This window comes from Stomatobaculum longum (genome assembly GCA_000242235.1).
GTDB classification, from domain to species: domain Bacteria; phylum Bacillota; class Clostridia; order Lachnospirales; family Lachnospiraceae; genus Moryella; species Moryella longum.
The window spans coordinates 375,032-397,143 of sequence record JH590861.1 but is presented as its reverse complement, the minus strand read 5'-3'; the positions used below and the strand labels follow the sequence as shown (position 1 = coordinate 397,143).

Here is a 22,112-nt window from a genome sequence, read left to right as displayed (position 1 = left end):
TGTACAGTAAGATACGCGAGGCAGCCTTCATTTATTTGTGATAATTTAAGATTTACGATATACTGAGGAAAATAGAGTAAACCGAATGTTTTGCCGAAAGAAAGCGCTTTTGTCTTTTTTGTATACATAAATGCAAAACACGGCGACAAACTACACTTAAGAAAATCGACAAAATGGAAGCCGAGGGGAAACCGGGGGACTTGTATGGGGATATGACAGAAAAACGGGATGAATATCTGGAGCTCTGTATACGCCTTCGACTGGCCTCGCTCTTACTCTCGACGGCGGTTTACCTCCGCGGTATGCAGACGCGCGGCATTAACAACCCGTCCGCCTGGGGTATCGTCATAGGAATGTTGTTGTCCTGTCTCATGGGAAATGCGCTCTATCTGCGGGCGGAGACTTTAAAAGAAGAGCGTAGCCGCCGCGCAATCGGCGCGATTCTGGGACTTGAACTCGCAGCCTACGGCATCTTTATTTATATGAGCGGCGGTCTCTCGAGCTCTTATCTCTGGTACGGTTTTTGCTGCATTCTGATCAGTCTGAGCGGCAATCTGGGCAGCCGCATTTCCCTCGTCGCCGTGCTCTGGTGTTTCGGCTGCGCACTCGCGGGCAAGAGCGACGGCAATCCGGTGCGTCTTGAGAGCAATATTCTGGTCGGTGTGCTCGTCATGTTCGGCGCTTTCTATGTGCTGCGAAGCTCCGAAAATTCCGTCCGCGCGCGGCGCGAAGAGCTGAAGGCGTTAAATCTCTGCCTGGTCGAGGAAAACCGGCGCACCGAGCGCGCACTGGCGCGCGTCGCCGACATGTACGAGGGGTTTTCCCTTATGGCGATGAACGATGCCGAGCGGGTGCTCAGCGAGCTTGCGACTCTGGTCGCGGGGAGTGTCTCGCCGCACGGCGCCGTGCTGCTCCGCTGGAGCGAGGAACAGACCATACAGGAAGTCATCATCCGCGGCATGCCGCAAAAGCAGGGGGAAGAGCTGGTGTCGCGCGTTGTCTCGCAGGAAGTCTGTCCGGCGACGCTTAGGGTCAGCGGACAGACCTATGAGGTGTTTTCGCTTGAGAGCAGCGGGGGCGGCGGCATTCTGATGATGGAAGTCGCAAATCCCGACGATCTCGAGGCGGAAGGGCCGATCATGGCCGAGCTGACGCGCCGGGAGCGAGAATTTTATGTGCGGCTCTGCGGCATCATTTTCCGCGGACTTGACATGCAGAGCCAGATGGAGGCCTATATCTCGGCGGAGGAGAAGAACCGGATTGCCGACGAAATCCATGACACGGTCATTCAGAAGCTGTTCGGCTTAAATTGCGGCCTGAAGGAGTTGGAGCTCTTTGTGAAGGGCGACGAGGCAAAGAGGCAGGACGCCTTGGCGCGTATCCTGACGCTCGAAACAACGGCGGCGCTCACGATGCGGGAACTGCGGGAGACGGTCTATGGGCGGAACTTTGCCGAGAGCGGCGAACAGAGTTTTACCGGACGCCTGAACAGCTACATGGCGGAGGCAGAGCGGCAGTACGAGGTCGAAATTCCGATTGAGGTAGATGCCGGTGCGGAGACTCTCTCGGCAGCCCAGAAGACGGTTCTGTACCGCGTGGCCTGCGAGGCGGTCAACAATGCGGCGCGCCACGGCGGCGCGACGGAAATTTCGGTCGAGGTACACGCCGAAGATGACGGCTATGTGCTGACGGTTCGGGATAACGGCAGTGGTTTTCGGGAAGGTCGCCCGGCAAGAACGGGGGGCAAGGGCATCCGGAGTATGAAGAAGGTTGCGGCACTGCTAGGTGGTATGATCGCGCTGAAGAGCGCGCCGGGCGAGGGGACGGAAATCAGGCTCACCTTGCCGGTGAGCATGGGAAAAAGGGGGAGAGCATATGTATCTGGTCGTGGATGACCATCCGGTTTCGCGCAAGGGGTTGGAGCAAATTATACACATGTATTATCCGGAGGAGGAGATTCTGGAGGCAGGCACGGTGCACGAGGCCATGTCCTGTCTTGACAAATCCGCGGTGAGCATCGCTTTTGTCGATCTCCGCCTCGGCGAAGAGAGCGGGTTTGATTTGTTGAAGTGGCTCAAGGAGAGCCGCCGCGAGGTGAGAACCATTTGTATCACGTCCTCGTCCCGGGAGAGTGACTTTTTCCGCGCGCGGGAGATGGGCGTGGACGCCTATATCTTGAAGGATGCGTTCATCGAAGAGATTATGTTCGGCCTCCGCGCCGTGCAGCGCGGCAGTAAGTTCTATTCGAGCGCGCTGATGGAGAAGCTGAATCTGGCGGCCGAAGAGGAGAAAAAGCTCGAGAGTCTGACCGAGCGCGAAGTCGAGGTGCTCTGCTTAATGAGCCAGGGTTGCTCCAATGCGGAGATCGGAAAGCGGCTCTTCATCACACTCGGCACCGTCAAAAAGCATGTGAGCAGCATACTTGGAAAGCTCGACTTAAAGAGCCGGGTCGAAGCGGCGGTCTTCGCCGGAAAATGTGGCGGCCTGCTCGCCCTGCAGGACTGAGGCCTGAGAGAGGAGGACCGGAGAGATGAGAAGACGGGGAGGACCGGAAAAACTGCTGCCCGGCGCAGTGCTCACGCTTTGCCTTGCGGTTGTCGGGACAGGCTATGCCTATTGGAACGGCAATCTGCGGGTCGAAGAGAAGCTCTCGACCGGCGAGTTTGACTGCACGTTTTCGGAGACCGGAAGTGTCACGGCGGAAATCCGCACGGCGGACGGGACAGAGACAGAGGAAGTGCCGGTACAGGTGAGCGTGGATGTCGACGGCAAGAGCACGGCGCTCACGTTTCCGGAGGGCGTGCCGGAGAGTTTTTTAAACGGCGAGAAAGAGCTCTGCATTCGCTGCCCGATTGCGGAAAAAGGCGTGAAGGTTAAGACCGGGGAGCCGGATTTTACGAAGGAAGGCGAGAAAGTCACGCTGACGCCGGAGGCCGTCTATCTTGCGTTGCCGGAGGGCATATACACGCTTGATATGCCGGATGCCCGCTTTATGACGGCGCGGACGGCGGAAATCTATCAGAGTGCGGAAGAGACAGACGGTACGCTCTATGCCTGCCTGTATCTCCGCGCGGCAAAAGAGGTTGAGCCGATTGAGCTGCCGGAGCAGCTCGCCGTGACAGAGGAACAGCTCACGGCTCTGCCGCTTGCGGACTGCGATTTTCCGGAGAACGGCATCTGGGTGTCCTATGCCTTTGAGACCGATCTAATGCTCGAGCAGGCGCAGGGCGGTCGGTCAGCGGAAACGATAGGCTTCGGCGCGCTCACGGTCTACGCGTACTGGACGGACAGACTGAAACTCACGGGCAAGGCAGCTGTACATTTTCCGGTGAATCTGCTGCTCTATGATGCGGCGGGCGAGGTGATACCGGACGGCGCGCTGTTCGATGATCGCGCGACCGCGGCAAATGCCCGGAAGTCACAGGGCACGGCGGAAGGCGCGCCATGAATGCCGCCTTTCTCTTGCTCCTCGCAATGCTCGCGGGGAGCCTGATCCCGGCAGTCAGGATCTTGACGGAGAGCAGCGCAGCTGCCTGTCTCTTGTATTACGGCGTGTCGGGGGGCGTGCTGTATGCGAGTGTACCGCGGGTTTCGGTACAGAGGCGCGAAACGCTTAGGCGGAGTATGCGGCTCTATGCGCTGTCCGGCGCGGCTGTGTTTCTGGCACTTCGCTTTCTGACAGGGGTCTGTCTGAAGTGTCTGTCTGCGACGCCGTATGACACTTCGTTGCCGGGTATCGGTAAAAATATGCTGTGGCTCTTTGCGCCGCTCCTCGCAAAGGAGTGGGTGCGGAGCTACGGACTCGGGCTCAGCAGGCGGCATATCCGCGGCCGCGCTTTGGCAGCGGTACTGCTGAGCCTCTTTTTGGCGCTGACGGAGCTGAATTATTCAAGGATGTTTCGTCTCGGGAGTGCGGAGGACCGCTTTATTTTTGTGGCGAGTACCGTGCTGCCGACACTGGCGGACAGCGCGGTTCGCAGTGCCCTTGTGCTCTTTGGCGGCATGGGCGCTTCGGTGTTATATGCGGGTGCCATCGGTGTGTTTCAGCATGTCTTTCCGTTTTTGCCGGATTTGCCCTGGCTCGCGAGCAGTGCGATCGGCCTTTGCTTTCCGATTTTTTTCCTTCTCTATCTGCGGGAACAGTACCGCGGGGAGGAATACGGCGCGCGGACGGAGCGGCATGGCGTATCGTTTGGCTGGTATGCAGAACTTTTATGCGCGGTCGCCTTTTACTGGTTTTGCATCGGCGTGTTTCCGGTCTATCCGACCGTCATCCTGACAGGGAGTATGGAGCCAGGCATTCATCCGGGTGATGTGATTCTGGTGCGGAAGTTAAGCTCGGAGGAAGAGCTGGATACGCTCTCGGCGGGCACTGTGATCAGCTATCACCGGGACCGGATCAGCATCACCCACCGGATTCAGGAAATCCGGGAGGATGAGGCCGGAAACCGGCAGTTCATCACCAAGGGCGACAACAATGCCTCGGCCGATGCGGCACCCGTCTCGCCGAATCAGATTGCAGGAAGAGTGATTCGTGTGGTGCCGCGGATCGGCATACCGGTGCTGCTCTTAAACAGCAGCCGGGAAGTGCCGGAGGAGATTCAGAGAGGACTGCGGGAGAAAAGACAGGAACTTGAGACAGGAAGCAGGAATCGTGGGGGACTACATGGAGAGAAAAGCGGGATGGCAGAGACCTGTATTTGACGGGCGGCGAAAATGCACGGCAGCGCTGCTCGGCGTGCTACTTTTGATGGCGGGCGTGCTGCTCTTTTTAAACGCGCTGCGGCGTCAGAGCAGCCTGGAAGAAAAAACACTCTATAACTATACGGTCGGCGCGACCGGAACACCGAGAGTGCATCTCCTCGAAAATTCGGTGTATCCGGGAGAGTGGCTTGAAAACAGCGAGGTCTATCCGGCGAGCCTCACCGACTATATCGAGTTTCAGCTGAGCGCAAAGCTCGCGGGAAGCGGTGATACACGCGCGGTGAGCAGCGGAACCTATACAATCGGCGTGGAGCTGTCCGGCTATTACAGCACCGAGGGCGGGAAAAAGACAATCTTTACTCGGCAGTTTCCGCTCGAAGAGGGCGAAATCCCGGCGGGAGAGGACGGCGTAGCGGAGATTCAAAAGACTGTGCAGGTCCGTCCGGCGGACTACAGCGAGAATCTCACGGAAATCGAAAAAGAGCTCGGCGGTAGCTTTGAGCGAAGCTGTAAACTGGTCTTTTCGGGGACCTTTTCGCTGCAGTGCGCGGATAAGACAGCGGAGCAGCCGTTTTCACTCGCGTTTTCGCTTCCGGTCGACAGCAAGAACACGTTTTATCAGCTGAATCCGGATGCGGATTGTTCCGAACAGGGCAGTATCACGACCAAAGAGCGGAAGACAGCGGCGCTGCCGTTCTTCCGTCTGCTTGTCGGCCTGATATTTGCGCTGTCCGGTCTCGTTCTTCTGCTCACAGCCTTTTTGATTGCGAGAAAGCCGACGGCGGAGGAGGTACAGGCGCTCTTCCTGCGTCGCCTCCTTCGGAAGTACGGGAGCCGTCTGGTCTTTACGGAAGCGGCGCTTCCGCTGCCGGACGACGCGGTCTCCGTGACGAGTCTCGAGAGTCTTCTGTTACTCGGGGAAGAGAGGCGGCAGCCCGTCATGTGTCGCTCGGACAAAGCGGGACTTCCGGCGGACGGCCTCTTCACGGTACAGGACGGAAGTCAGTGCTTCTTCTATCGGACAGAGGCACGGACAGACGCATCCATACCACTTTCGGCGTAGAAAAAGCCCCACCAAAGTTCCTAAAAGGCGGAACCTTCGCCGGATGCCCGGACAGCCGCTTTCCGCTAAACTAAGCTTGTAATCGGAAGCCGGAAGAACTACAGGCAACGGAAAGAAAGGATGGTAGTGGGTATGAGAAGAGCAGGTAAGAAATCGATCATCGGCGGTCTCCTTGCATTGTCCATGGTTCTCGCGGGAACCGGCTATGCGTATTGGACGGATACGCTGAATGTCACCACCAAGGCGACGACGGGCGACTTTGGCATGACATTCGCAGACCTCGGCCTCTATGCACAGTACGGCAACGAGATGACGCCGAACGGCTGGAGCATTGTCGACGGCATCGGCGATAAGGCCTATGTCAATGACACATTCTTCACGAGAGCGACCGCGGACTACAACAAGATTGCACGCGACTACAGCATTGACGCATACAAGGAGCGCCAGAAGGGCTACAACAGCGTCGAGTTCAGCGCAGAGTTTGAGAAGCCGGAAGCAATCGCAAAGAATGTCGGACCGTACAACACGATCAACACGAAGGGTAGCCACCAGATCAACATCACGATCAACCAGATGTATCCGGGCTACGCACAGGCATTCCGCACGGATGTCCTGAATGTCGGTAGCATCGCGACGAAGCTCAGCAGCCTGAAGTTCAACGTGAAGGGTCTCGAGGACAGCGGCAAGGCAGCGGATATGCTCGGCATCGCGCTCTACATGGACGGCGAGCAGTATCATCCGACGATTGACGAGGGCAAGCCGGTCTTCAAGCTCGTGAACTCGCTCGCAGGAGAGGGCGACTACTTCACGGTCGGCGGCGTGGACTTCATCAGACTGTCCGCACTGAAGAAGCTCTCCGATGAAGAGATTCGCAAGGTCATCACGAATGCGACGATTCTCTGCAGCCCGGCAACGGACAACAGAATGGATCTGTTCCTCGCGGTCGCAATGGATCCGGACGCCGAGGGTGTCTACACGACTGGTTCCACGACGGTTCTCGCGAAGAACGACGACAAAGCAAGCCAGAAGAAGGCTGTTGAAGTCAGCATCGACTTCCTCTGGGATCAGTTCAATGTCGGCAAGGATGCAGGCAACCCGAACTACCTTGTGAAGCAGAACAAGTCCGAGAAGAGATAAGTTCCGATCGGTCTGACAGTGACTTGATGATAAGAGCCCCGGTTTTTCCGGTTTTATCCGGCAAAACCGGGGCTTTGTTGCGGGCAGCGAAGAGGGCAGGCGAGAAGCCTGAAATACCCCTTGACGCTTTCCGGAATTGTGCTATACTAAACAGGATTTCAATTTCACAACCGGGAGGGAGGTTAGGCCGTTTCATGTCAAACGTGATTGTGAAAGAAAATGAAAGTCTGGACAGCGCACTGAGACGTTTCAAGAGAAACTGTGCGAAGGCAGGCATTCAGCAGGAAATTCGCAAGAGAGAGCATTACGAGAAGCCCAGCGTCAGACGCAAGAAGAAGTCCGAGGCTGCAAGAAAGCGTAAATTCAACTAATGCATATTTGACGCCCGGTCTCAACGAGACCGGGCGTCTTGCACTTATGAGGGAGAGAAGATGGGAAGCACAGAGCAGACGATTGATATTCCCGCAGAGCTTGAGAAGAATGTCTGCGGGCACATGGATGTGAACCTCCATAAAATTGAGCGCACCTTGCAGGTCACGATGATTGAGCGCGACGGCAGCGTCAAGGTGATGGGCGAAGAGAGCAAGGTTCAGAAAGCCATCTCCGTGTTTACGAACCTGGTCGCGCTCGCGCGGCGCGGTGAGACCATTTCGGAGCAGACGGTGAACTATGCGCTCTCCCTGTCCTTTGCCGAAGGCGAGGAGAAGATACTCGAGATTGACCGCGAGATGATATGCCGCACCGCTTCCGGGCGCCCAGTCAAACCGAAGACACTCGGACAGAAGGCGTATGTGGACAGCATCGCGCGGCGCATGATTACCTTCGGCATAGGTCCTGCGGGTACCGGCAAGACCTATCTCGCTATGGCCATGGCCATCCGCGCGTTCCGCGACGGCGACTGCGAGCGCATTATTTTAACGCGTCCCGCGATGGAGGCGGGCGAGAAGCTCGGTTTCCTCCCGGGCGACTTACAGAGTAAGATTGATCCCTATCTCCGGCCGCTCTACGATGCGCTCTACCAGATTATGGGCGCCGAGAGTTACCTCCACAACGCGGAAAAGGGACTGATCGAGGTCGCGCCGCTCGCCTATATGCGCGGCCGCACGCTCGATAACGCCTACATCATCCTCGATGAGGCGCAAAATACGACGCCCGCGCAGATGAAGATGTTTCTGACCCGCATCGGCTTCGGCTCGAAGGCGATTATCACGGGTGACCTCACCCAGAAGGATCTGCCGGCGGATGCCGTCTCGGGTCTCGACACGGCGTCCCGTGTGCTCTCGAACATCGAGGACATCGGCTTTTGCCGCCTCACAAGCCGCGATGTCGTGCGGCATCCGCTCGTACAGCAGATTGTCGATGCCTATGAGAAGTACGAGGAAAAGGAGAGCGCCGAAAAGAAACGCCGCGCGGTCTATCAGAGAGAAAAGCGGGATGTCCGCGCGCGGAGGGAAAAGAGATGAGCCTCGAGCTTTGCTATGAGACGGAAGAGACCTTAGATCTTCCCTACGAAGAGATTGCGGAGAAGGTGATTGCCGCTTGCCTCGCGGCCGAGCACTGCCCGTTTGCGGCGGAGGTATCGCTCAGTTTTGTGGACGATGCAGCCATCCGCAGCTTGAATCGGGAGTTTCGGAACATTGACCGCGAGACCGATGTACTCTCGTTCCCGATGCTCGAATTCGAAGCACCCGGCGTGTTTCCGGAGATCGGCGAAGAGGACAAAAATCCGGACACCGGCGAAGTGCCGCTCGGCGATATTGTGATCAATGTGGGGCGCGTGAAGTCGCAGGCGGCGGAGTACGGCCACAGTGAGACGCGGGAACTCGCCTTTTTACTGGCGCACAGCATGTTGCACCTGATGGGTTACGATCATATGGAGGAAGCGGAGCGCCTTTGCATGGAGTCCAGACAGAGAGACATTCTCGACGGACTCGGCTACCGGCGCTGAGGGACAGTATGGAAGAGAGAAGAACGGGCAGCGCGGCAGCGGGAAAACCGAAAAAATCCGGCGGATTTCTGGCACAGGGGTCCATCTACGCGGCCTCGGGTGTGATTTCGAGTTTGATCGGGCTCGTGTACCGCATGCCGCTGACCAGAATCATCGGCGACGAGGGCAACGGCTACTACGCGGCGGCGTTTAATATCTATGCGATTATTCTGCTGCTCTCGTCCTACAGCCTGCCGCTCGCGGTCTCCAAACTGATTTCCGCGCGGGTCGGCGCAAAAAACTACCGGAACGCCGAGCGCATCCTGCGCGCCTCTCTGCTCTATGCGACGGTGGTCGGCGGCATAGGCTGTGCGGCGATTTTCTTCGGCGCGGACTGGCTGGCAGGTTCGCTTCTCCGGATTCCGGAGGCGGCCTACCCGCTCCGCGCGCTCGCACCGACCGTCTGGATTGTGTCCTATCTCGGCGTGTGCCGCGGGTACTGGCAGGGACAGTCGACCATGGTGCCGACCGCACTCTCCCAGATTATCGAGCAGATTCTGAATGCCGTGTTCAGTGTCGGCGCAGCCTACCTTTTGATGAAGTGGGTGGTGGCGAAAGGCAATGAGGAGTCAATGGCGCGCGCGTTCGGCGCGACCGGCGGCACCATCGGCACCGGTGTCGGCGCGGCCTCCGCGCTGTTACTCTTTGTCGTTTTGTTCCTGCTTAGTGGCAGACACAGAGCGCGACGGGTGCGTCTCGACGTGCAGCACCGGGAGGAGAGCTACGAGGAGATCACACGCCTTCTCGTACTCACGGTCATTCCGGTGATCCTCTCGACCGCCATTTACAATGTGAGCGGCATCCTTGACAATGCGCTCTTCGGACAGGCCATGTACGATCTCGGGCGGCAGAGCGAGATTGCGAAGCAGTACGGTGTCTATACCGGCAAATATAAGCTCTTACTCAATGTCCCGATTATGATTGCCAATTCCTTAGGTTCGGCGCTCGTGCCGGCTTTAAGTCGCGCGGTCGGCGCAAGGCGGGGAGAAGAAGTCAAGCGGAACATTACACTTGCGATTCGTTTTTCGATGGTGGTTGCGATTCCGGCGGCGGTCGGCCTCGGCGTGATGGCAGATCCGCTGATTCCGCTGCTCTTCGGAAAGAGTGAGCTCGCCGTGCACATCATGCAGCTCGGCTGTCTGAGTGTGGTGCTCTATTCGCTCTCGACCGTCAGCAACGCCATTTTGCAGGGCACCAATCACATGCAGGTGCCTGTCATGCACGCGGCCCTGTCGCTCGGGATTCATGTGCTGACCCTTGAGGTGCTGCTTCGCATCTTTGAGCTCGGCATCGTCGGCGTCGTGATTGCGGACATGGTCTTTGCGCTCAGCATGTGCATTCTGAATGCAGCGAGCCTTCACTCGCTCCTTCACTACCGGCAGGAAATCCGCAGAAGTTTCTTCCTGCCCGCATTCTGCGCGGCGCTGATGGGCCTCGTGACGGCCGGCGCCAAGATATTCTTAAAGCGCTTTACGGGGCGCGTCGTGCTCTACACCCTGGTGCCGATTTTTCTCGCGGTCGCGGTCTACGGCGCGCTGCTGTTACTGACAGGTGCAATCCGTGAGAAAGAACTGCTGCGCTTCCCGAAAGGCGAGAGCCTCTGCCGCCTCGCGCGTAAGCTGCATCTCATCTGACTCGGATAGGAGAAAGCCATGAAGGTTCTGGTACTCGGCGGCGGCCCCGCGGGAATGACTGCCGCCCTCGCTGCGGCGAGAGCGGGCGCTGAGGTTTTGTTGCTCGAGCAAAACGAGCGCATCGGAAAAAAGTTATTGCTGACCGGCAACGGCAAATGCAATTATACGAATCTGGAACTCGATGTCGCGCGCTACGACACCGATAGTCCCGACTTTGTGCGGGAGCTAATCAAACGCTATCCGCCAAAGACCATCATCCGCTTTCTCGAAGAACTCGGTGTTCCGCCTCTCTCGCGGCACGGCGGCTGGATTTATCCGCACGCCGAGCAGGCGGCGGCCGTGTTGAACGCACTTCGCGCAGCGCTCGAACGGGAGAAGGTGGCAGTGCGGACCGGCATCCGCATTCTCGGCATACAGCGCGAAAAGAAGGGCGGGTTTCGAATTCGGACGGAAGAAAAGCCGCTGTATGCAGACCGCGTGATGCTGGCGCTCGGCGGCAGTGCGCTCGCAAAGACGGGATCCGACGGGAGCGGCTTCCGTTATGCCGAAGAACTCGGGCTTAAACTCGAGGCTCCCCGGCCGGCTCTCTGCCCGCTCCGCTCTACCGAGCGCGAAAACCCCTTTTTCCGCACGGCGCAAGGCGTGCGGGTACCGGCGGAACTGACCCTTCTGGTCGACAATGCCGTGCGGGGGAAAGAAAGCGGCGAATTGCAGCTCACCAAAGAAGGGTTCTCGGGCATCGCTGTATTTCAGCTCTCTCTGGTAGCGGGGCGCGCGCTCGCGGAAAAGAGAAAGACAGAGCTCTGCATTAACTTTCTAGCGGACTTTACGGCAGATACAGACTTCTTTGCAAGACGGCTTTCGATGCCGTTTGCGACCGATTTAGAGGCGGTCGGCAACGGTTTGGTGCCGAAAAATTTGTGGGGTGCATTGCTGCGGCGCGCAGCACTCACGCCGCAGCAGGCGGTGAAGCGGGGAGATTGGGAGCTCGCAAAAAAACTCTCTGAAGCGCTCACGGCTTCCCGCTTTACGCTGCAGGGGCTCGGTTCGCTTGAGAAAGCCCAGGTTTCGGCCGGGGGCATTGCCCTCTCGGAACTTTCGGGGCAGAGCCTCTCGTTCCGGCGTGTTCCGGGACTGTATGCGGCGGGCGAAATTCTGAATGTGACCGGCCCCTGCGGCGGCTATAATCTCCATTGGTGCTTTGCGAGCGGCCTCTCGGCCGGGCAGAGCGCCGCCAGTGACGAGGTAAGGATATGAATCGCATTTTTTCAAACCAAAAAGGCGGGACGCTGCTCTGCTATGTCCCGGATGACAAAGCGGCACCGGGTATCGGTGCCATTTGTGCGCTTTTAAAGATTAAATACCGGGAGGTCGGGAGCGAGGTGCTGGATGAGCGAATCGGCGCGCTGGTGAGCGGAAAGCCGCAGAGTGCCGAAGCACACCGCGCGGCGGAGGCGGTCCCCGACGAAGTGCGCTCGAGAGAGCACGCCGAGCCCTTTGTGCTCTTTTGCGGGTTCAGCGGTGCAACGCTCGACGCTTTTCTCGCACAGACCAGAAAGCAGAAACTTCGCCTGCCGCTAAAGGCAGCGCTCACCGAGACCAATGCAGGCTGGACACTCCGCGAGCTTTACGACGCAATCCGCGCCGAACATGAGACCATGACGGGGGAAGTGCTCTGATGGCCGTTCTGCTCAACAATGTGACGCTCCCGGTGCGGCATACGGAGGAAATGCTCCGGAAAAAGGTCGCGAAACTCTTACACCTTTCTTTGCGGGAGCTCGGCGAGATTGAAATTGTGCGGCGCTCCATAGATGCGCGAAAAAAGCCGGAGCTCTATTATGTCTATTTGCTGCGGCTTTGCCTCCCGAAAGAGGAGCGTTTCCGGAAGTTTCCGAATGTCACGCTCGACACGCGGCAGCCCTATGTGCTGCCGCCGCAGGGCGAGGCCCGTCTTATGTCGCGCCCTGTGATCATCGGCACGGGACCGGCCGGCCTCTTTGCGGGACTCATGCTCGCCGAGGCGGGGTATCAGCCCATCCTCCTGGAGCGCGGTCTGCCCGCCGCCGCGCGAAAGGAGGCAGTCGATGCGTTCTGGGCGGGCGCACCGTTAAATCCGGACTGCAATGTCTCCTTCGGCGAGGGCGGGGCCGGCACCTTTTCCGACGGAAAATTGAATACGCTCGTCAAGGACAATGCCGGGCGGAACCGGAAAGTGCTGGAGCTCTTTTGCCGCTTTGGCGCGGACAGCTCGATTCTCTATGAGCAGAAGCCGCATGTCGGCACCGACCGCCTGATTTCGATTGTGACAGCGATGCGGGAGGAGATTCTGCGCCTCGGCGGCGAGGTCCGCTTTTCTTCGCGCGCCGCGGATTTTTGTGTCGAAGCGGACAAGCTCAAGGCAGTGCTGGTTGAAACGGCGGACGGCACGCGCTACGAACTCAAAACGGAGGTGCTGATTGCCGCGACCGGCCACTCGGCGCGGGATACCTTTCGCGTGCTCGCGTCGCGCGGATTTTCGATGGAAGCCAAGGCTTTTGCGGTCGGCTTTCGCGTACAACACCGCCAAAGAGATATCTCGCTCTCGCAGTACGGAGAACGCGAGGCGGACTTTTTGCCGCCGGCACCGTATAAACTCGCGGCGAAAACTTCCGTCGGGCGCGGCGTCTACAGCTTTTGCATGTGCCCGGGCGGCTATGTGGTCAATGCCTCGAGCGAAGTAGGCGGCACGGTCGTAAACGGCATGAGCTATGCCGACCGCGGGTCGGAGAATGCCAATGCCGCCATCATAGTCTCGGTCACGCCCGAGGACTTTCGGCGCTACGGCACGGGCGCGCTAGCAGGCCTTGCCTTCCAGGAAGAACTGGAAAAACGCGCGTTTCTCGCAGGGCAGGGAAAAATTCCGGTGCAGCTCTACGGCGATTTTCTCTCCGGGAGAGAGAGTCAGAGCTTTGGCGGTATTCAGCCCTGTTTAGCGGGGCAGTACCGGTTTTCGCGCTTAAACGGCATTCTCGATGCGCCGCTCGAGACGGCCTTTGTCGAGGGAATGACGCGCTTCGGGCGGCAAATCAAAGGGTTTGATGCGCCGGATGTGATACTCGCCGGTGTCGAGAGCCGCACCTCCTCGCCGGTTCGGATTTTCCGGGATGCGGCGTTTCAGGCGAATGTGCGCGGTTTTTATCCCTGCGGCGAGGGTGCGGGGTATGCCGGCGGCATTACGAGCGCGGCAATGGACGGGCTCAAAGTCGCCGAAGCGGTGATCGCGCAGTACTGCCCGGCGTGGTAAAATACCGGGTTTGCGCAAATAAGTTTACATAATTATTTTATGTTTCGATTGTGGTAGAAAGGTCTCAGGTCTATGGAGGAAAGCAAAAAGCAGTCGCTCTTTGTGGCGCAGTTAAAGGATACGATAGAAGAAAAGAAGAAGCGGATCGGCCGTCCCGTGCGCTACCACATCACGACGATGGGGTGCCAGATGAATGCGCGCGACTCGGAGAAGCTCTCCGGCATTCTCGCGGAAATCGGCTGTGAGGAGATTCCGACCGAAGACGCCGACATTCTCCTCTTTAATACCTGCACGGTGCGGGAAAATGCCAACGAGAAGCTCTACGGGCATCTCGGTATCGTGAAGCATTTCAAAAAACTGAATCCGGATATGCTGATCGGGATTTGCGGCTGCATGATGCAGGAAAAGGACGAGGTGCTCCGGATTCAGAAGAAATATCGCTTTGTGGATCTTGTCTTCGGCACGCATAACATCTGGAAGTTTCCGGAGCTGCTCTACGCGGTCGAGGCCGAAAATCAGCGTGTCATTGACACGGCGGAGGAGCGGAACGGATTCCGGGATCACATGCCGGCGCGCCGCAAAATCTGGTTTAAGTCCGGCGTAAACATCATGTACGGCTGCAATAACTTCTGCACCTACTGCATTGTCCCCTATGTGCGCGGCAGAGAGCAGTCCCGCGCGGCAGAGGACATTGTGCGCGAGGTGAAGGCACTCGTCGAGGACGGCGTCAAAGAGGTGATGCTGCTCGGCCAGAATGTCAATTCCTACGGAAAGGGTCTTTCAAACGGCGAGACCTTTGCCTCTCTCCTCGAGCGGGTCTGCGCGGTCGAGGGCCTGGAGCGCGTCCGCTTTATGACGCCGCACCCGAAGGATTTGTCGGATGAGCTGATTCAGGTCATCAAGCGAAATCCGAAAATCTGCCGTCACATTCACCTGCCGCTCCAGTCGGGCAGCAGCAAGATTTTGCAGCGCATGAACCGCCGGTATACCAAGGAGTCCTATCTCTCCCTGGTCGATAAAATTCACCGGGAACTACCGGAGGTCGGCCTCACGACGGACATCATTGTCGGCTTTCCCGGCGAGACCGAGGAAGATTTTCAGGATACGCTCGAAGTCGTGTCCCGCGCGGGGTACCAGGCGGCGTTCACCTTCATCTATTCCAAGCGGAGCGGAACACCGGCCGCAGAGTTTGAAGATCAGGTGCCGGAAGATGTTGTCGCGGACCGCATGCAGCGGCTCATTGCGCTGGTGCAGCAGTTCGCCTCGAAGGCGGCCGACCGTGACGAGGGCAAGGTGGAACCGGTTCTGGTCGAAGAAGTGAATCCGCAGCGCGCGGGCTATGTGACCGGGCGGCTCTCAAATAACCTGATGGTTCATTTTCCGGGCGATGAGAGCTTAATCGGGCAGATGGTCCTGGTTCTGCTTAAGGAGTCCAAGGGTTTTTACTACATGGGAGAGAGGAGAGACTAAAGTGGCGCTTTCGCCGATGATGACGCATTATCTGGAGACCAAGAAGGCCTATCCGGACTGCCTTTTGTTCTATCGCCTCGGCGATTTTTACGAGATGTTTTTTGAAGACGCGCGTCTTGCGTCAAAGGAGCTTGAACTCACGCTGACGGGAAAAGAGTGCGGCCTCGAGGAGAGAGCGCCGATGTGCGGCGTCCCGTTTCATGCCGCCGACTCTTATATCAACCGCCTGGTGAAGAGGGGCTATAAGGTCGCGGTCGCCGAGCAGATGGAAGACCCGAAGCTCGCAAAGGGTCTTGTAAAGCGCGAAGTGATTCGCGTCGTGACGCCCGGCACCGTGACGGCGGCAGGCGCTCTCGAGGAGGAGAAGAATAACTATCTCGCCGCGGTTTTGGAGGACAACGGTCGCTACGGCCTTGCCTTTGCGGATATTTCGACGGGAAGTTTTTTCGTGACGGAAGCGGATGGCCGGAAGGAACTCGGGGACATTCTGGCGGAGTTTCATCCGGCGGAACTGCTAAAGAGAAAGAACCTCTCGCTCGATGGCTGCCTCCGGCATGAGGAGGCACTTGCAATCAGCGAGTTGCCGGACAGCGCCTTTCTCCGGGATAATGCGGTCTCGCTGCTCACCGAACATTTCCGCGCGGCGACCACGGAGGCGCTCGGCCTCTCCGATTATCCGCTCGGCATGCTCGCGGCGGGCGCGGCGCTTCGCTACCTCTACGACACGCAGAAAAGCCGCTGCGAACTGATTACCGAGCTGAAAGCTTACCGGGGCAACGCCTATCTCTTCATCGATGCCGCCTCCAGACGGAATCTGGAACTCACAGAGACCCTTCGCGACAAGAATAAGCACGGGTCTCTGCTTTGGGTGCTGGACCGCACGAAGACGGCGATGGGGGCGCGCTTTTTAAGAAATCTTCTGGAAAAACCGCTGCTCGGCATACCGGAAATTGAGGTGAGACAGGATGCGATTCAGGAATTCCTGTCCCGCTACATTGACCGCGAGGAGCTGAGAGAGTATCTCGCGCCGATTTACGATATGGAGCGGCTCATGGGGCGCATCACGCTCGGCAGCGCGAATGCGCGGGACATGCTGGCGTTCGGCAGTTCCATTGCGGCGCTTCCGCCGATTAAGGACTTGTTACAGAGTTTTTCGGCACCGCTTCTCCGGAGCTTTTCACAGTCGCTCGACGACTTAAGGGATCTCTCCGCGCTCCTTGCGCGCGCCATTGCGGACGATCCGCCGCTCACACTCCGCGAAGGGCACATTATCAAAGACGGGTACCACGAGGATGTGGACCGCTACCGCCGCGCGAGCACCGAGGGCAAGCAGTGGCTCGCCGAACTCGAGGAGCGGGAGCGGAATAAGACCGGGATCAAGAATCTCCGCATCAAATACAACAAGGTCTTCGGCTATTATTTCGAGGTCACAAAGTCGGCGCTCTCCCAGGTGCCGGACTATTTTCAGCGGCGGCAGACGCTCGCGAACGCCGAGCGCTATACGACCGAGGAGCTCGGAAAACTCGAGGAGAGCATACTCGGCGCAGAGGAGAAGCTCCTGACGCTCGAGTTTGATTTATTCCAGGAGGTAAGACAGAAGCTTTCCGCAGAGGTCGCGCGCATTCAGACGAGTGCCGGCATCATTGCCTATCTCGACGCCCTGCTTTCGCTTGCCGATGTCGCGGAGCGCTATCAATATGTGCGGCCGAAACTGACGGCGGACGGTCCGCTCCGCATTGTGGGCGGGCGGCATCCGGTGGTGGAGCGCATGATGGAGAGCGGCCGCTTTGTCGAAAACGATACCTTGCTCGACAGCGAGGAAAATCGCATTGCCGTAATCACGGGACCGAATATGGCCGGAAAGTCCACCTATATGCGCCAGACGGCCCTGATTGCCCTGCTCGCGCAGACAGGTTCCTTTGTCCCGGCAACCGAGGCGGAGATCGGTATCTCCGACCGCATCTTCACGCGCGTCGGCGCCTCGGATGATCTCGCGTCCGGGCAGTCTACCTTCATGGTCGAGATGACCGAGGTCGCCAACATTCTCCGCAATGCGACGAAGCGGAGTTTAATTATTCTCGATGAAATCGGCCGCGGCACTTCGACCTTCGACGGACTCTCGATTGCCTGGGCGGTGGTCGAATATCTCGCGACCGGGCGACTTGCCGGCGCAAAGACTCTGTTTGCGACCCACTACCACGAGCTGACCGAGCTCGAGGGGAGCATTCCGGGGGTTCACAACTACTGCATCGCCGTAAAAGAGCAGGGCGACACGATTGCCTTCCTCCGGAAAATCGTAAAAGGCGGTGCGGATCAGAGCTACGGTATTCAGGTCGCAAAGCTCGCGGGTGTGCCGGAGACGGTAACGGCGAGAGCGCGGGAGATTGCGGCGGAGCTCTCCGGGGCGGACATTGCGGCGCGCGCCAAGGAACTTGCGGCGCGGGGGCAGGAGACCGTAGCTTCTCCGGCTGAACATGCGCCCTGTGAGGCGCCCTTACAGCCCGCGGAGCGCGACATACTCGAGAGACTTAAGAAAGCTGACCTCTCGGAACTCACGCCGCGCGCGGCGATTGAGTTTCTCTATCAGCTGCAGGAGGCGCTATGAGCATTCAGCTTCTCGACGAGTCAACCATCAATAAAATCGCGGCGGGCGAAGTCATTGAGCGCCCGGCTTCGATTGTGAAAGAGCTCGCGGAAAATGCAATCGATGCCGATGCGAGTGTCATCACGATTGAAATTCGCGACGGCGGCATCGCGATGATACGGGTGACGGACAACGGGAGCGGTATTGCGGCCGATGAGGTGCCGACCGCCTTTCTTCGCCACGCGACTTCCAAAATCCGGACGGCGGAGGACATTTACCATGTACAGAGTCTCGGCTTTCGCGGCGAGGCCCTCGCAAGCATCGCGGCGGTCGCGCGAATCGAGCTCATCACGAAGCGGCGGGATGCATTGACCGGCGTCCGCTATACGGCGGAGGGCGGGCAGCAGACGGCGCTCGAGGAAATCGGCGCACCGGCCGGGACGACGGTGATTGCCCGCGACCTCTTTTTCAATACGCCCGTTCGTCGCGGCTTCTTAAAGGCAGCGGTCACGGAGACCGCCCATGTCGCGGCGCTCGCCGAGGAGCTTGCGCTCTCACACCCGGAGGTCTCGATTCGCTTTCTCGCAAACGGCCAGAGCCGTTTCCACACGAGCGGCAACCGGGAAGTGAAGGACATTATTTACCAGCTTTACGGGAGAGAGATTGCGACCAAACTCCTTCCCGTCGAGCGGGAGGAAAAGGGACTCTCGGTGCACGGCTTTATCGGACGGCCCGAGATTTCGAGGGGCAGTCGCGCGCTTGAACACTACTGCATCAACGGGCGCTATATCAAGAGCCCGCTGCTCTCGAAGGCCATTGAGGACGGCTACGGTGACCGTATGATGCAGCATAACTTCCCCTTTGCTGTCCTGTTTCTTACAACAAAGCCCGAGGTTGTCGATGTCAATGTGCATCCGACCAAGCGGGAGGTGCGCTTCTCGGACGGTCAGGCGCTGTATCTCTTTCTCCGGGCCGCAGTCGAGGAGGCACTGCAACGCGCGGAGTTGATTCGCCTCTCCGCACTCTCGGAAGAGCGGCATACCATACCGGAAGTATCCCGGAAAAAGGCGGAAAAGCCGCCGGAGCCTTTTGAGACGAAGCGCCTTCGGGCGGAGAGACAGCAGGAAGAAGCGGAGAAAGAACTCTCTCTTTCCTCCTTTCTCTCGGCCTACGGGCAGCGGCAGTTGAATCAGAGCGCGGAAACAGAGCGCAGTACAAATCGGCCGGAACAGACAGAGCAGCCCTTGCAGCGGGGCGCGGAAGAAGAAACGCGGGCGGGGCGCGAAGAACCGGCGACAGGCGGCAAGACAGAGAGGGCTGTCGCCGAAGAGATGCCGGCCTTTGAGACTGTGGAGCGCGGCGGACAGTATGCGCTGTTTCGCCCCGAGGAGCGGCAGCATCTCCGGCTGGTCGGTGCGGTCTTCGATACTTACTGGATTGCCGAGCGCGGCAATTCGATGTATCTCATCGACCAGCATGCGGCGCATGAGAAGGTGAACTATGAGAGGTTATTGCGGGACTACCGGCAGCAGGCTGTGAGCGCACAGCGCCTGGAGCCGCCGCTCCTCCTCACGCTAAGCGCGGAGGAGGCAGCGCTCCTTACGGAGCAGCATGAGTGCTTTGAAAAAATCGGCTTTTCCATCGAGCACTTCGGCGGCTCCAGCTATGCGGTCCGCGCCGTGCCCGACATTTTGCCCTCGGTCTTAAAAGAAGAGCTCCTGAAAACGATGTTTGCGAGCCTGCTCGCGGGGCAGCGCGCCGACGATGTGCCGCTCCTCATCATCGAAAAGACCGCGTCCATGTCCTGTAAGGCAGCGATTAAGGGCAATCAGCATATCTCACAGCGGGAGGCGGAGGCCTTGCTCGACGAGCTCTTTGCGCTCGAGAATCCTTACAACTGCCCGCACGGCAGGCCTACCATCATAGAACTCACGAAGACAGAGCTGGAACGGAGGTTTAAGCGCATTGTGTGAAAAACAGACGCTGGTAGCGCTCACGGGGCCCACGGCGGCCGGCAAAACCGCGCTCTCGCTGGCACTCGCAAAAGCGCTCGACGGAGAAATTATCTCCGCCGACTCCATGCAGGTGTATCGGCACATGGACATCGGAACCGCAAAAATCACGGCGGCGGAGATGCAGGGCGTGCCGCATCATCTGATCGATATTCTGGAGCCGGAGGAGAATTTCGACGCAATGCGCTTCCAGAAGCTCGCAAAGCAGGCCATCGAAGAGATACAGGCGCGCGGCAAGGTGCCGATTCTGGTCGGCGGCACCGGCTTTTATCTGCAGACCGTGCTCTATGAGGTTCCTTTTTCCGAGGAGAGCCGAGATGAGGCCGTACATGCGGCACTGACGGAGCGAAGAGCGCGCGAGGGGATTGCGTCGCTTTACGCGGAACTTTCGGCAGTCGATCCGGAGGCCGCGGCGCAAATTCATCCGAACAATGAGAAGAGAGTGCTCCGCGCCCTCGAATATTTCCTCAGCAGCGGCGAGCGGATTTCCCGCCACAATGCAGAGGCGAGAGAGCGGCAGTCCCCCTATGCGCTCTCTTACTTTGTGCTGAATATGGAGAGACAGAGTCTCTACCGGCGTATCGATGCGCGGGTAGAGGCCATGTTTCGGGCGGGACTGGTCGAGGAAGTGCGTTCGCTCGCGGCGCGCGGGGTGCCGCGGACGGCGACATCGATGCAGGGCATCGGCTACCATGAGTTATTTGACTATCTGGACGGTAAAGCGGATCTTTTGCGTTGCAAAGAGCTCGTCAAGCTGGATACCAGGCATTTTGCCAAGCGTCAGCTCACCTGGTTTCGCAGGGAGCGGGACGCGGAGTGGTTTCTCCGGGAAGACTATGCCTCGGAGCAGGCCATCGCAGCGGAGATGCTTCGCCGCGTGGAAAAGAGAAGGGAAGAGACGAGATGAGTGCAGGATTGGACGAGAGTTTACTGGATATGTACCGCGCGGCGGGGCTGTCCGAACGCGTGTTAGCGCTCGGAGAAGCGGCGGAGGCACAGTGCAAGGCGCGGTTTGCGGAAATTGATGCAATTGCGGAATACAACCAGATGAAAGTGCTGAACGCACTCCGCGAGCACCGCATCGGCGAAGCACACCTCTCGCCGAGTACGGGCTACGGCTACAACGACATCGGGCGGGATGCGCTGGAGGCGGTCTACGCCTCGGTCTTCGGGACGGAGGACGCCCTGGTCAGAGCGCAGCTTGTCAGCGGCACACATGCGCTGACGGTCGCACTCTTCGGAAATCTCCGCCCGGGCGATGAAATCCTTTCGCCGGTCGGTAAGCCCTACGATACGCTTGATGAAGTCATCGGCATACGCCCGCAGCGCGGAAGTCTCCGAGAGTACGGCGTGAGCTATCGTCAGGCGGACTTAAAAGAGGACGGAAGTTTTGACTTTGATGCGATTCGGGACAACATCAACGAGAAAACCAGACTGGTCGAGATTCAGCGCTCCAAGGGCTACGCGGCCAGAAAAACACTCTCGGTCGCGGAGATTGCGGAGTTAATCCGTTTTGTCAAGTCGGTGAAACCGGATGTAATCTGTATGGTCGACAACTGCTACGGCGAGTTTGTGGAGCGGCGAGAGCCCAGCGAATTCGGCGCGGATTTGCTGGTGGGCTCCCTCATCAAGAATCCGGGCGGCGGTCTCGCGCCGATCGGCGGCTATATCGCAGGCAAGCGGGAGCTGATTGAAAATGCGGCCTACCGCTTAACGGCGCCGGGACTCGGTAAGGAACTCGGGGCCTCGCTCGGCGTCACCAGACAGTTTTTCCAGGGGCTCTTTCTCGCTCCGACCGTGACGGCTTCTGCCGAAAAGGGAGCCATTTTTGCGGCGCAGCTTTATCAGAATCTCGGCTTCCCGGTCAATCCGCGCGCAGAGGAACTGCGGCATGACATCATCCAGTCGGTCGACTTAAAGTCCCCCGAAGCGCTCTCTGCCTTCTGTATCGGCATTCAGGCAGCGTCTCCGGTCGACAGTTTCGTGAAACCGGAGGCCTGGGACATGCCGGGCTATGAGGAACCGGTCATTATGGCGGCCGGAACTTTTGTCTCGGGCGCGTCGATCGAACTCTCGGCAGACGGCCCCATGCGTCCGCCGTATACCGCGTATTTCCAGGGCGGTCTCACCTATGCGCATGCGAAAATCGGCGTCCTGATGTCGCTCCAGAAGCTCGCGGACGCCGGACTCGTATAAACTGTGCTATAATAGACTAGTATTTCCTCGCTGTGCCTGGAG

General features: G+C 58.6%; 18 protein-coding genes. All 18 read left to right on the top strand.

Annotated elements, in window-relative coordinates; translation table 11 throughout:
- Positions 1 to 212 precede the first annotated feature (212 nt).
- The 18 genes from HMPREF9623_RS01765 (at position 213) to HMPREF9623_RS01680 (ending at position 22,070) form a co-directional block, all read left to right on the top strand.
- Positions 213 to 1,895 (top strand): sensor histidine kinase, encoded by a 1,683-nt coding sequence (locus tag HMPREF9623_RS01765; protein WP_195891202.1) that lies wholly within the window; start codon positions 213 to 215, stop codon positions 1,893 to 1,895.
- Positions 1,876 to 2,505: a LuxR C-terminal-related transcriptional regulator gene (locus tag HMPREF9623_RS01760; RefSeq protein WP_009532172.1), complete on the top strand. Its 630-nt coding sequence runs from the start codon at positions 1,876 to 1,878 to the stop codon at positions 2,503 to 2,505. The genes HMPREF9623_RS01765 and HMPREF9623_RS01760 overlap by 20 nt, the downstream gene beginning before the upstream one ends.
- Before the next feature lie 25 nt (positions 2,506 to 2,530).
- Positions 2,531 to 3,448, top strand: coding sequence for a hypothetical protein (locus tag HMPREF9623_RS01755; protein WP_009532171.1), 918 nt, complete (start codon positions 2,531 to 2,533; stop codon positions 3,446 to 3,448).
- Positions 3,445 to 4,704 carry a signal peptidase I gene (locus HMPREF9623_RS01750; protein WP_009532170.1) on the top strand — a complete coding sequence of 420 codons (1,260 nt, stop codon included), beginning with the start codon at positions 3,445 to 3,447 and terminating at the stop codon, positions 4,702 to 4,704. Before HMPREF9623_RS01755 ends, HMPREF9623_RS01750 begins: the two co-directional genes overlap by 4 nt.
- Positions 4,667 to 5,767: a DUF5305 family protein gene (locus tag HMPREF9623_RS01745; RefSeq protein ID WP_009532169.1), complete on the top strand. Its 1,101-nt coding sequence runs from the start codon at positions 4,667 to 4,669 to the stop codon at positions 5,765 to 5,767. The genes HMPREF9623_RS01750 and HMPREF9623_RS01745 overlap by 38 nt, the downstream gene beginning before the upstream one ends.
- A 132-nt stretch (positions 5,768 to 5,899) precedes the next feature.
- Positions 5,900 to 6,904, top strand: a complete 1,005-nt coding sequence (locus HMPREF9623_RS01740) for a protein kinase family protein (protein WP_009532168.1) — start codon at positions 5,900 to 5,902, stop codon at positions 6,902 to 6,904.
- Positions 6,905 to 7,098: 194 nt separating this feature from the next.
- Entirely contained in the window at positions 7,099 to 7,275 is a 177-nt protein-coding gene (gene rpsU, locus HMPREF9623_RS01735) for a 30S ribosomal protein S21 (protein WP_005539624.1), read from the top strand.
- Between the two features lie 60 nt (positions 7,276 to 7,335).
- Positions 7,336 to 8,367, top strand: coding sequence for a PhoH family protein (locus HMPREF9623_RS01730; protein ID WP_009532167.1), 1,032 nt, complete (start codon positions 7,336 to 7,338; stop codon positions 8,365 to 8,367).
- Positions 8,364 to 8,852, top strand: a complete 489-nt coding sequence (gene ybeY, locus HMPREF9623_RS01725; protein ID WP_009532166.1) for an rRNA maturation RNase YbeY — start codon at positions 8,364 to 8,366, stop codon at positions 8,850 to 8,852. Before HMPREF9623_RS01730 ends, ybeY begins: the two co-directional genes overlap by 4 nt.
- Positions 8,853 to 8,860: 8 nt before the next feature.
- On the top strand, positions 8,861 to 10,525 hold the full coding sequence (locus tag HMPREF9623_RS01720; protein ID WP_009532165.1) for a putative polysaccharide biosynthesis protein: 1,665 nt from the start codon (positions 8,861 to 8,863) through the stop codon (positions 10,523 to 10,525).
- Positions 10,526 to 10,543: 18 nt separating this feature from the next.
- Positions 10,544 to 11,782: a BaiN/RdsA family NAD(P)/FAD-dependent oxidoreductase gene (locus tag HMPREF9623_RS01715; RefSeq protein WP_009532164.1), complete on the top strand. Its 1,239-nt coding sequence runs from the start codon at positions 10,544 to 10,546 to the stop codon at positions 11,780 to 11,782.
- Positions 11,779 to 12,204, top strand: a complete 426-nt coding sequence (locus tag HMPREF9623_RS01710) for a DUF3783 domain-containing protein (RefSeq protein WP_009532163.1) — start codon at positions 11,779 to 11,781, stop codon at positions 12,202 to 12,204. The genes HMPREF9623_RS01715 and HMPREF9623_RS01710 overlap by 4 nt, the downstream gene beginning before the upstream one ends.
- Positions 12,204 to 13,808, top strand: a complete 1,605-nt coding sequence (locus tag HMPREF9623_RS01705) for an NAD(P)/FAD-dependent oxidoreductase (RefSeq protein ID WP_009532162.1) — start codon at positions 12,204 to 12,206, stop codon at positions 13,806 to 13,808. Before HMPREF9623_RS01710 ends, HMPREF9623_RS01705 begins: the two co-directional genes overlap by 1 nt.
- A 72-nt stretch (positions 13,809 to 13,880) precedes the next feature.
- Complete coding sequence (gene miaB / locus HMPREF9623_RS01700; protein ID WP_009532161.1) at positions 13,881 to 15,278, top strand: tRNA (N6-isopentenyl adenosine(37)-C2)-methylthiotransferase MiaB; 1,398 nt, start codon at positions 13,881 to 13,883, stop codon at positions 15,276 to 15,278.
- 16 nt (positions 15,279 to 15,294) lie between these two features.
- A complete protein-coding gene (gene mutS, locus HMPREF9623_RS01695) occupies positions 15,295 to 17,883 on the top strand; it encodes a DNA mismatch repair protein MutS (RefSeq protein WP_040799333.1) in 2,589 nt (862 codons plus the stop codon).
- A complete protein-coding gene (gene mutL / locus HMPREF9623_RS01690) occupies positions 17,880 to 19,835 on the top strand; it encodes a DNA mismatch repair endonuclease MutL (RefSeq protein WP_009532159.1) in 1,956 nt (651 codons plus the stop codon). The genes mutS and mutL overlap by 4 nt, the downstream gene beginning before the upstream one ends.
- Positions 19,828 to 20,781: a tRNA (adenosine(37)-N6)-dimethylallyltransferase MiaA gene (miaA, locus tag HMPREF9623_RS01685; RefSeq protein WP_009532158.1), complete on the top strand. Its 954-nt coding sequence runs from the start codon at positions 19,828 to 19,830 to the stop codon at positions 20,779 to 20,781. The genes mutL and miaA overlap by 8 nt, the downstream gene beginning before the upstream one ends.
- Complete coding sequence (locus tag HMPREF9623_RS01680) at positions 20,778 to 22,070, top strand: methionine gamma-lyase family protein (protein WP_009532157.1); 1,293 nt, start codon at positions 20,778 to 20,780, stop codon at positions 22,068 to 22,070. The genes miaA and HMPREF9623_RS01680 overlap by 4 nt, the downstream gene beginning before the upstream one ends.
- Positions 22,071 to 22,112: the final 42 nt, after the last annotated feature.

Coding starts and splice junctions, on each gene's coding strand:
- HMPREF9623_RS01765 (WP_195891202.1), top strand. CDS start 213: ATGACAGAAAAACGGGATGAATATCTGGAGCTCTGTATACGCCTTCGA.
- HMPREF9623_RS01755 (WP_009532171.1), top strand. CDS start 2,531: ATGAGAAGACGGGGAGGACCGGAAAAACTGCTGCCCGGCGCAGTGCTC.
- HMPREF9623_RS01750 (WP_009532170.1), top strand. CDS start 3,445: ATGAATGCCGCCTTTCTCTTGCTCCTCGCAATGCTCGCGGGGAGCCTG.
- rpsU (WP_005539624.1), top strand. CDS start 7,099: ATGTCAAACGTGATTGTGAAAGAAAATGAAAGTCTGGACAGCGCACTG.
- HMPREF9623_RS01760 (WP_009532172.1), top strand. CDS start 1,876: ATGTATCTGGTCGTGGATGACCATCCGGTTTCGCGCAAGGGGTTGGAG.
- mutL (WP_009532159.1), top strand. CDS start 17,880: ATGAGCATTCAGCTTCTCGACGAGTCAACCATCAATAAAATCGCGGCG.
- miaB (WP_009532161.1), top strand. CDS start 13,881: ATGGAGGAAAGCAAAAAGCAGTCGCTCTTTGTGGCGCAGTTAAAGGAT.
- mutS (WP_040799333.1), top strand. CDS start 15,295: ATGATGACGCATTATCTGGAGACCAAGAAGGCCTATCCGGACTGCCTT.
- HMPREF9623_RS01720 (WP_009532165.1), top strand. CDS start 8,861: ATGGAAGAGAGAAGAACGGGCAGCGCGGCAGCGGGAAAACCGAAAAAA.
- HMPREF9623_RS01740 (WP_009532168.1), top strand. CDS start 5,900: ATGAGAAGAGCAGGTAAGAAATCGATCATCGGCGGTCTCCTTGCATTG.
- HMPREF9623_RS01705 (WP_009532162.1), top strand. CDS start 12,204: ATGGCCGTTCTGCTCAACAATGTGACGCTCCCGGTGCGGCATACGGAG.
- HMPREF9623_RS01710 (WP_009532163.1), top strand. CDS start 11,779: ATGAATCGCATTTTTTCAAACCAAAAAGGCGGGACGCTGCTCTGCTAT.
- ybeY (WP_009532166.1), top strand. CDS start 8,364: ATGAGCCTCGAGCTTTGCTATGAGACGGAAGAGACCTTAGATCTTCCC.
- HMPREF9623_RS01745 (WP_009532169.1), top strand. CDS start 4,667: ATGGAGAGAAAAGCGGGATGGCAGAGACCTGTATTTGACGGGCGGCGA.
- HMPREF9623_RS01730 (WP_009532167.1), top strand. CDS start 7,336: ATGGGAAGCACAGAGCAGACGATTGATATTCCCGCAGAGCTTGAGAAG.
- HMPREF9623_RS01715 (WP_009532164.1), top strand. CDS start 10,544: ATGAAGGTTCTGGTACTCGGCGGCGGCCCCGCGGGAATGACTGCCGCC.
- HMPREF9623_RS01680 (WP_009532157.1), top strand. CDS start 20,778: ATGAGTGCAGGATTGGACGAGAGTTTACTGGATATGTACCGCGCGGCG.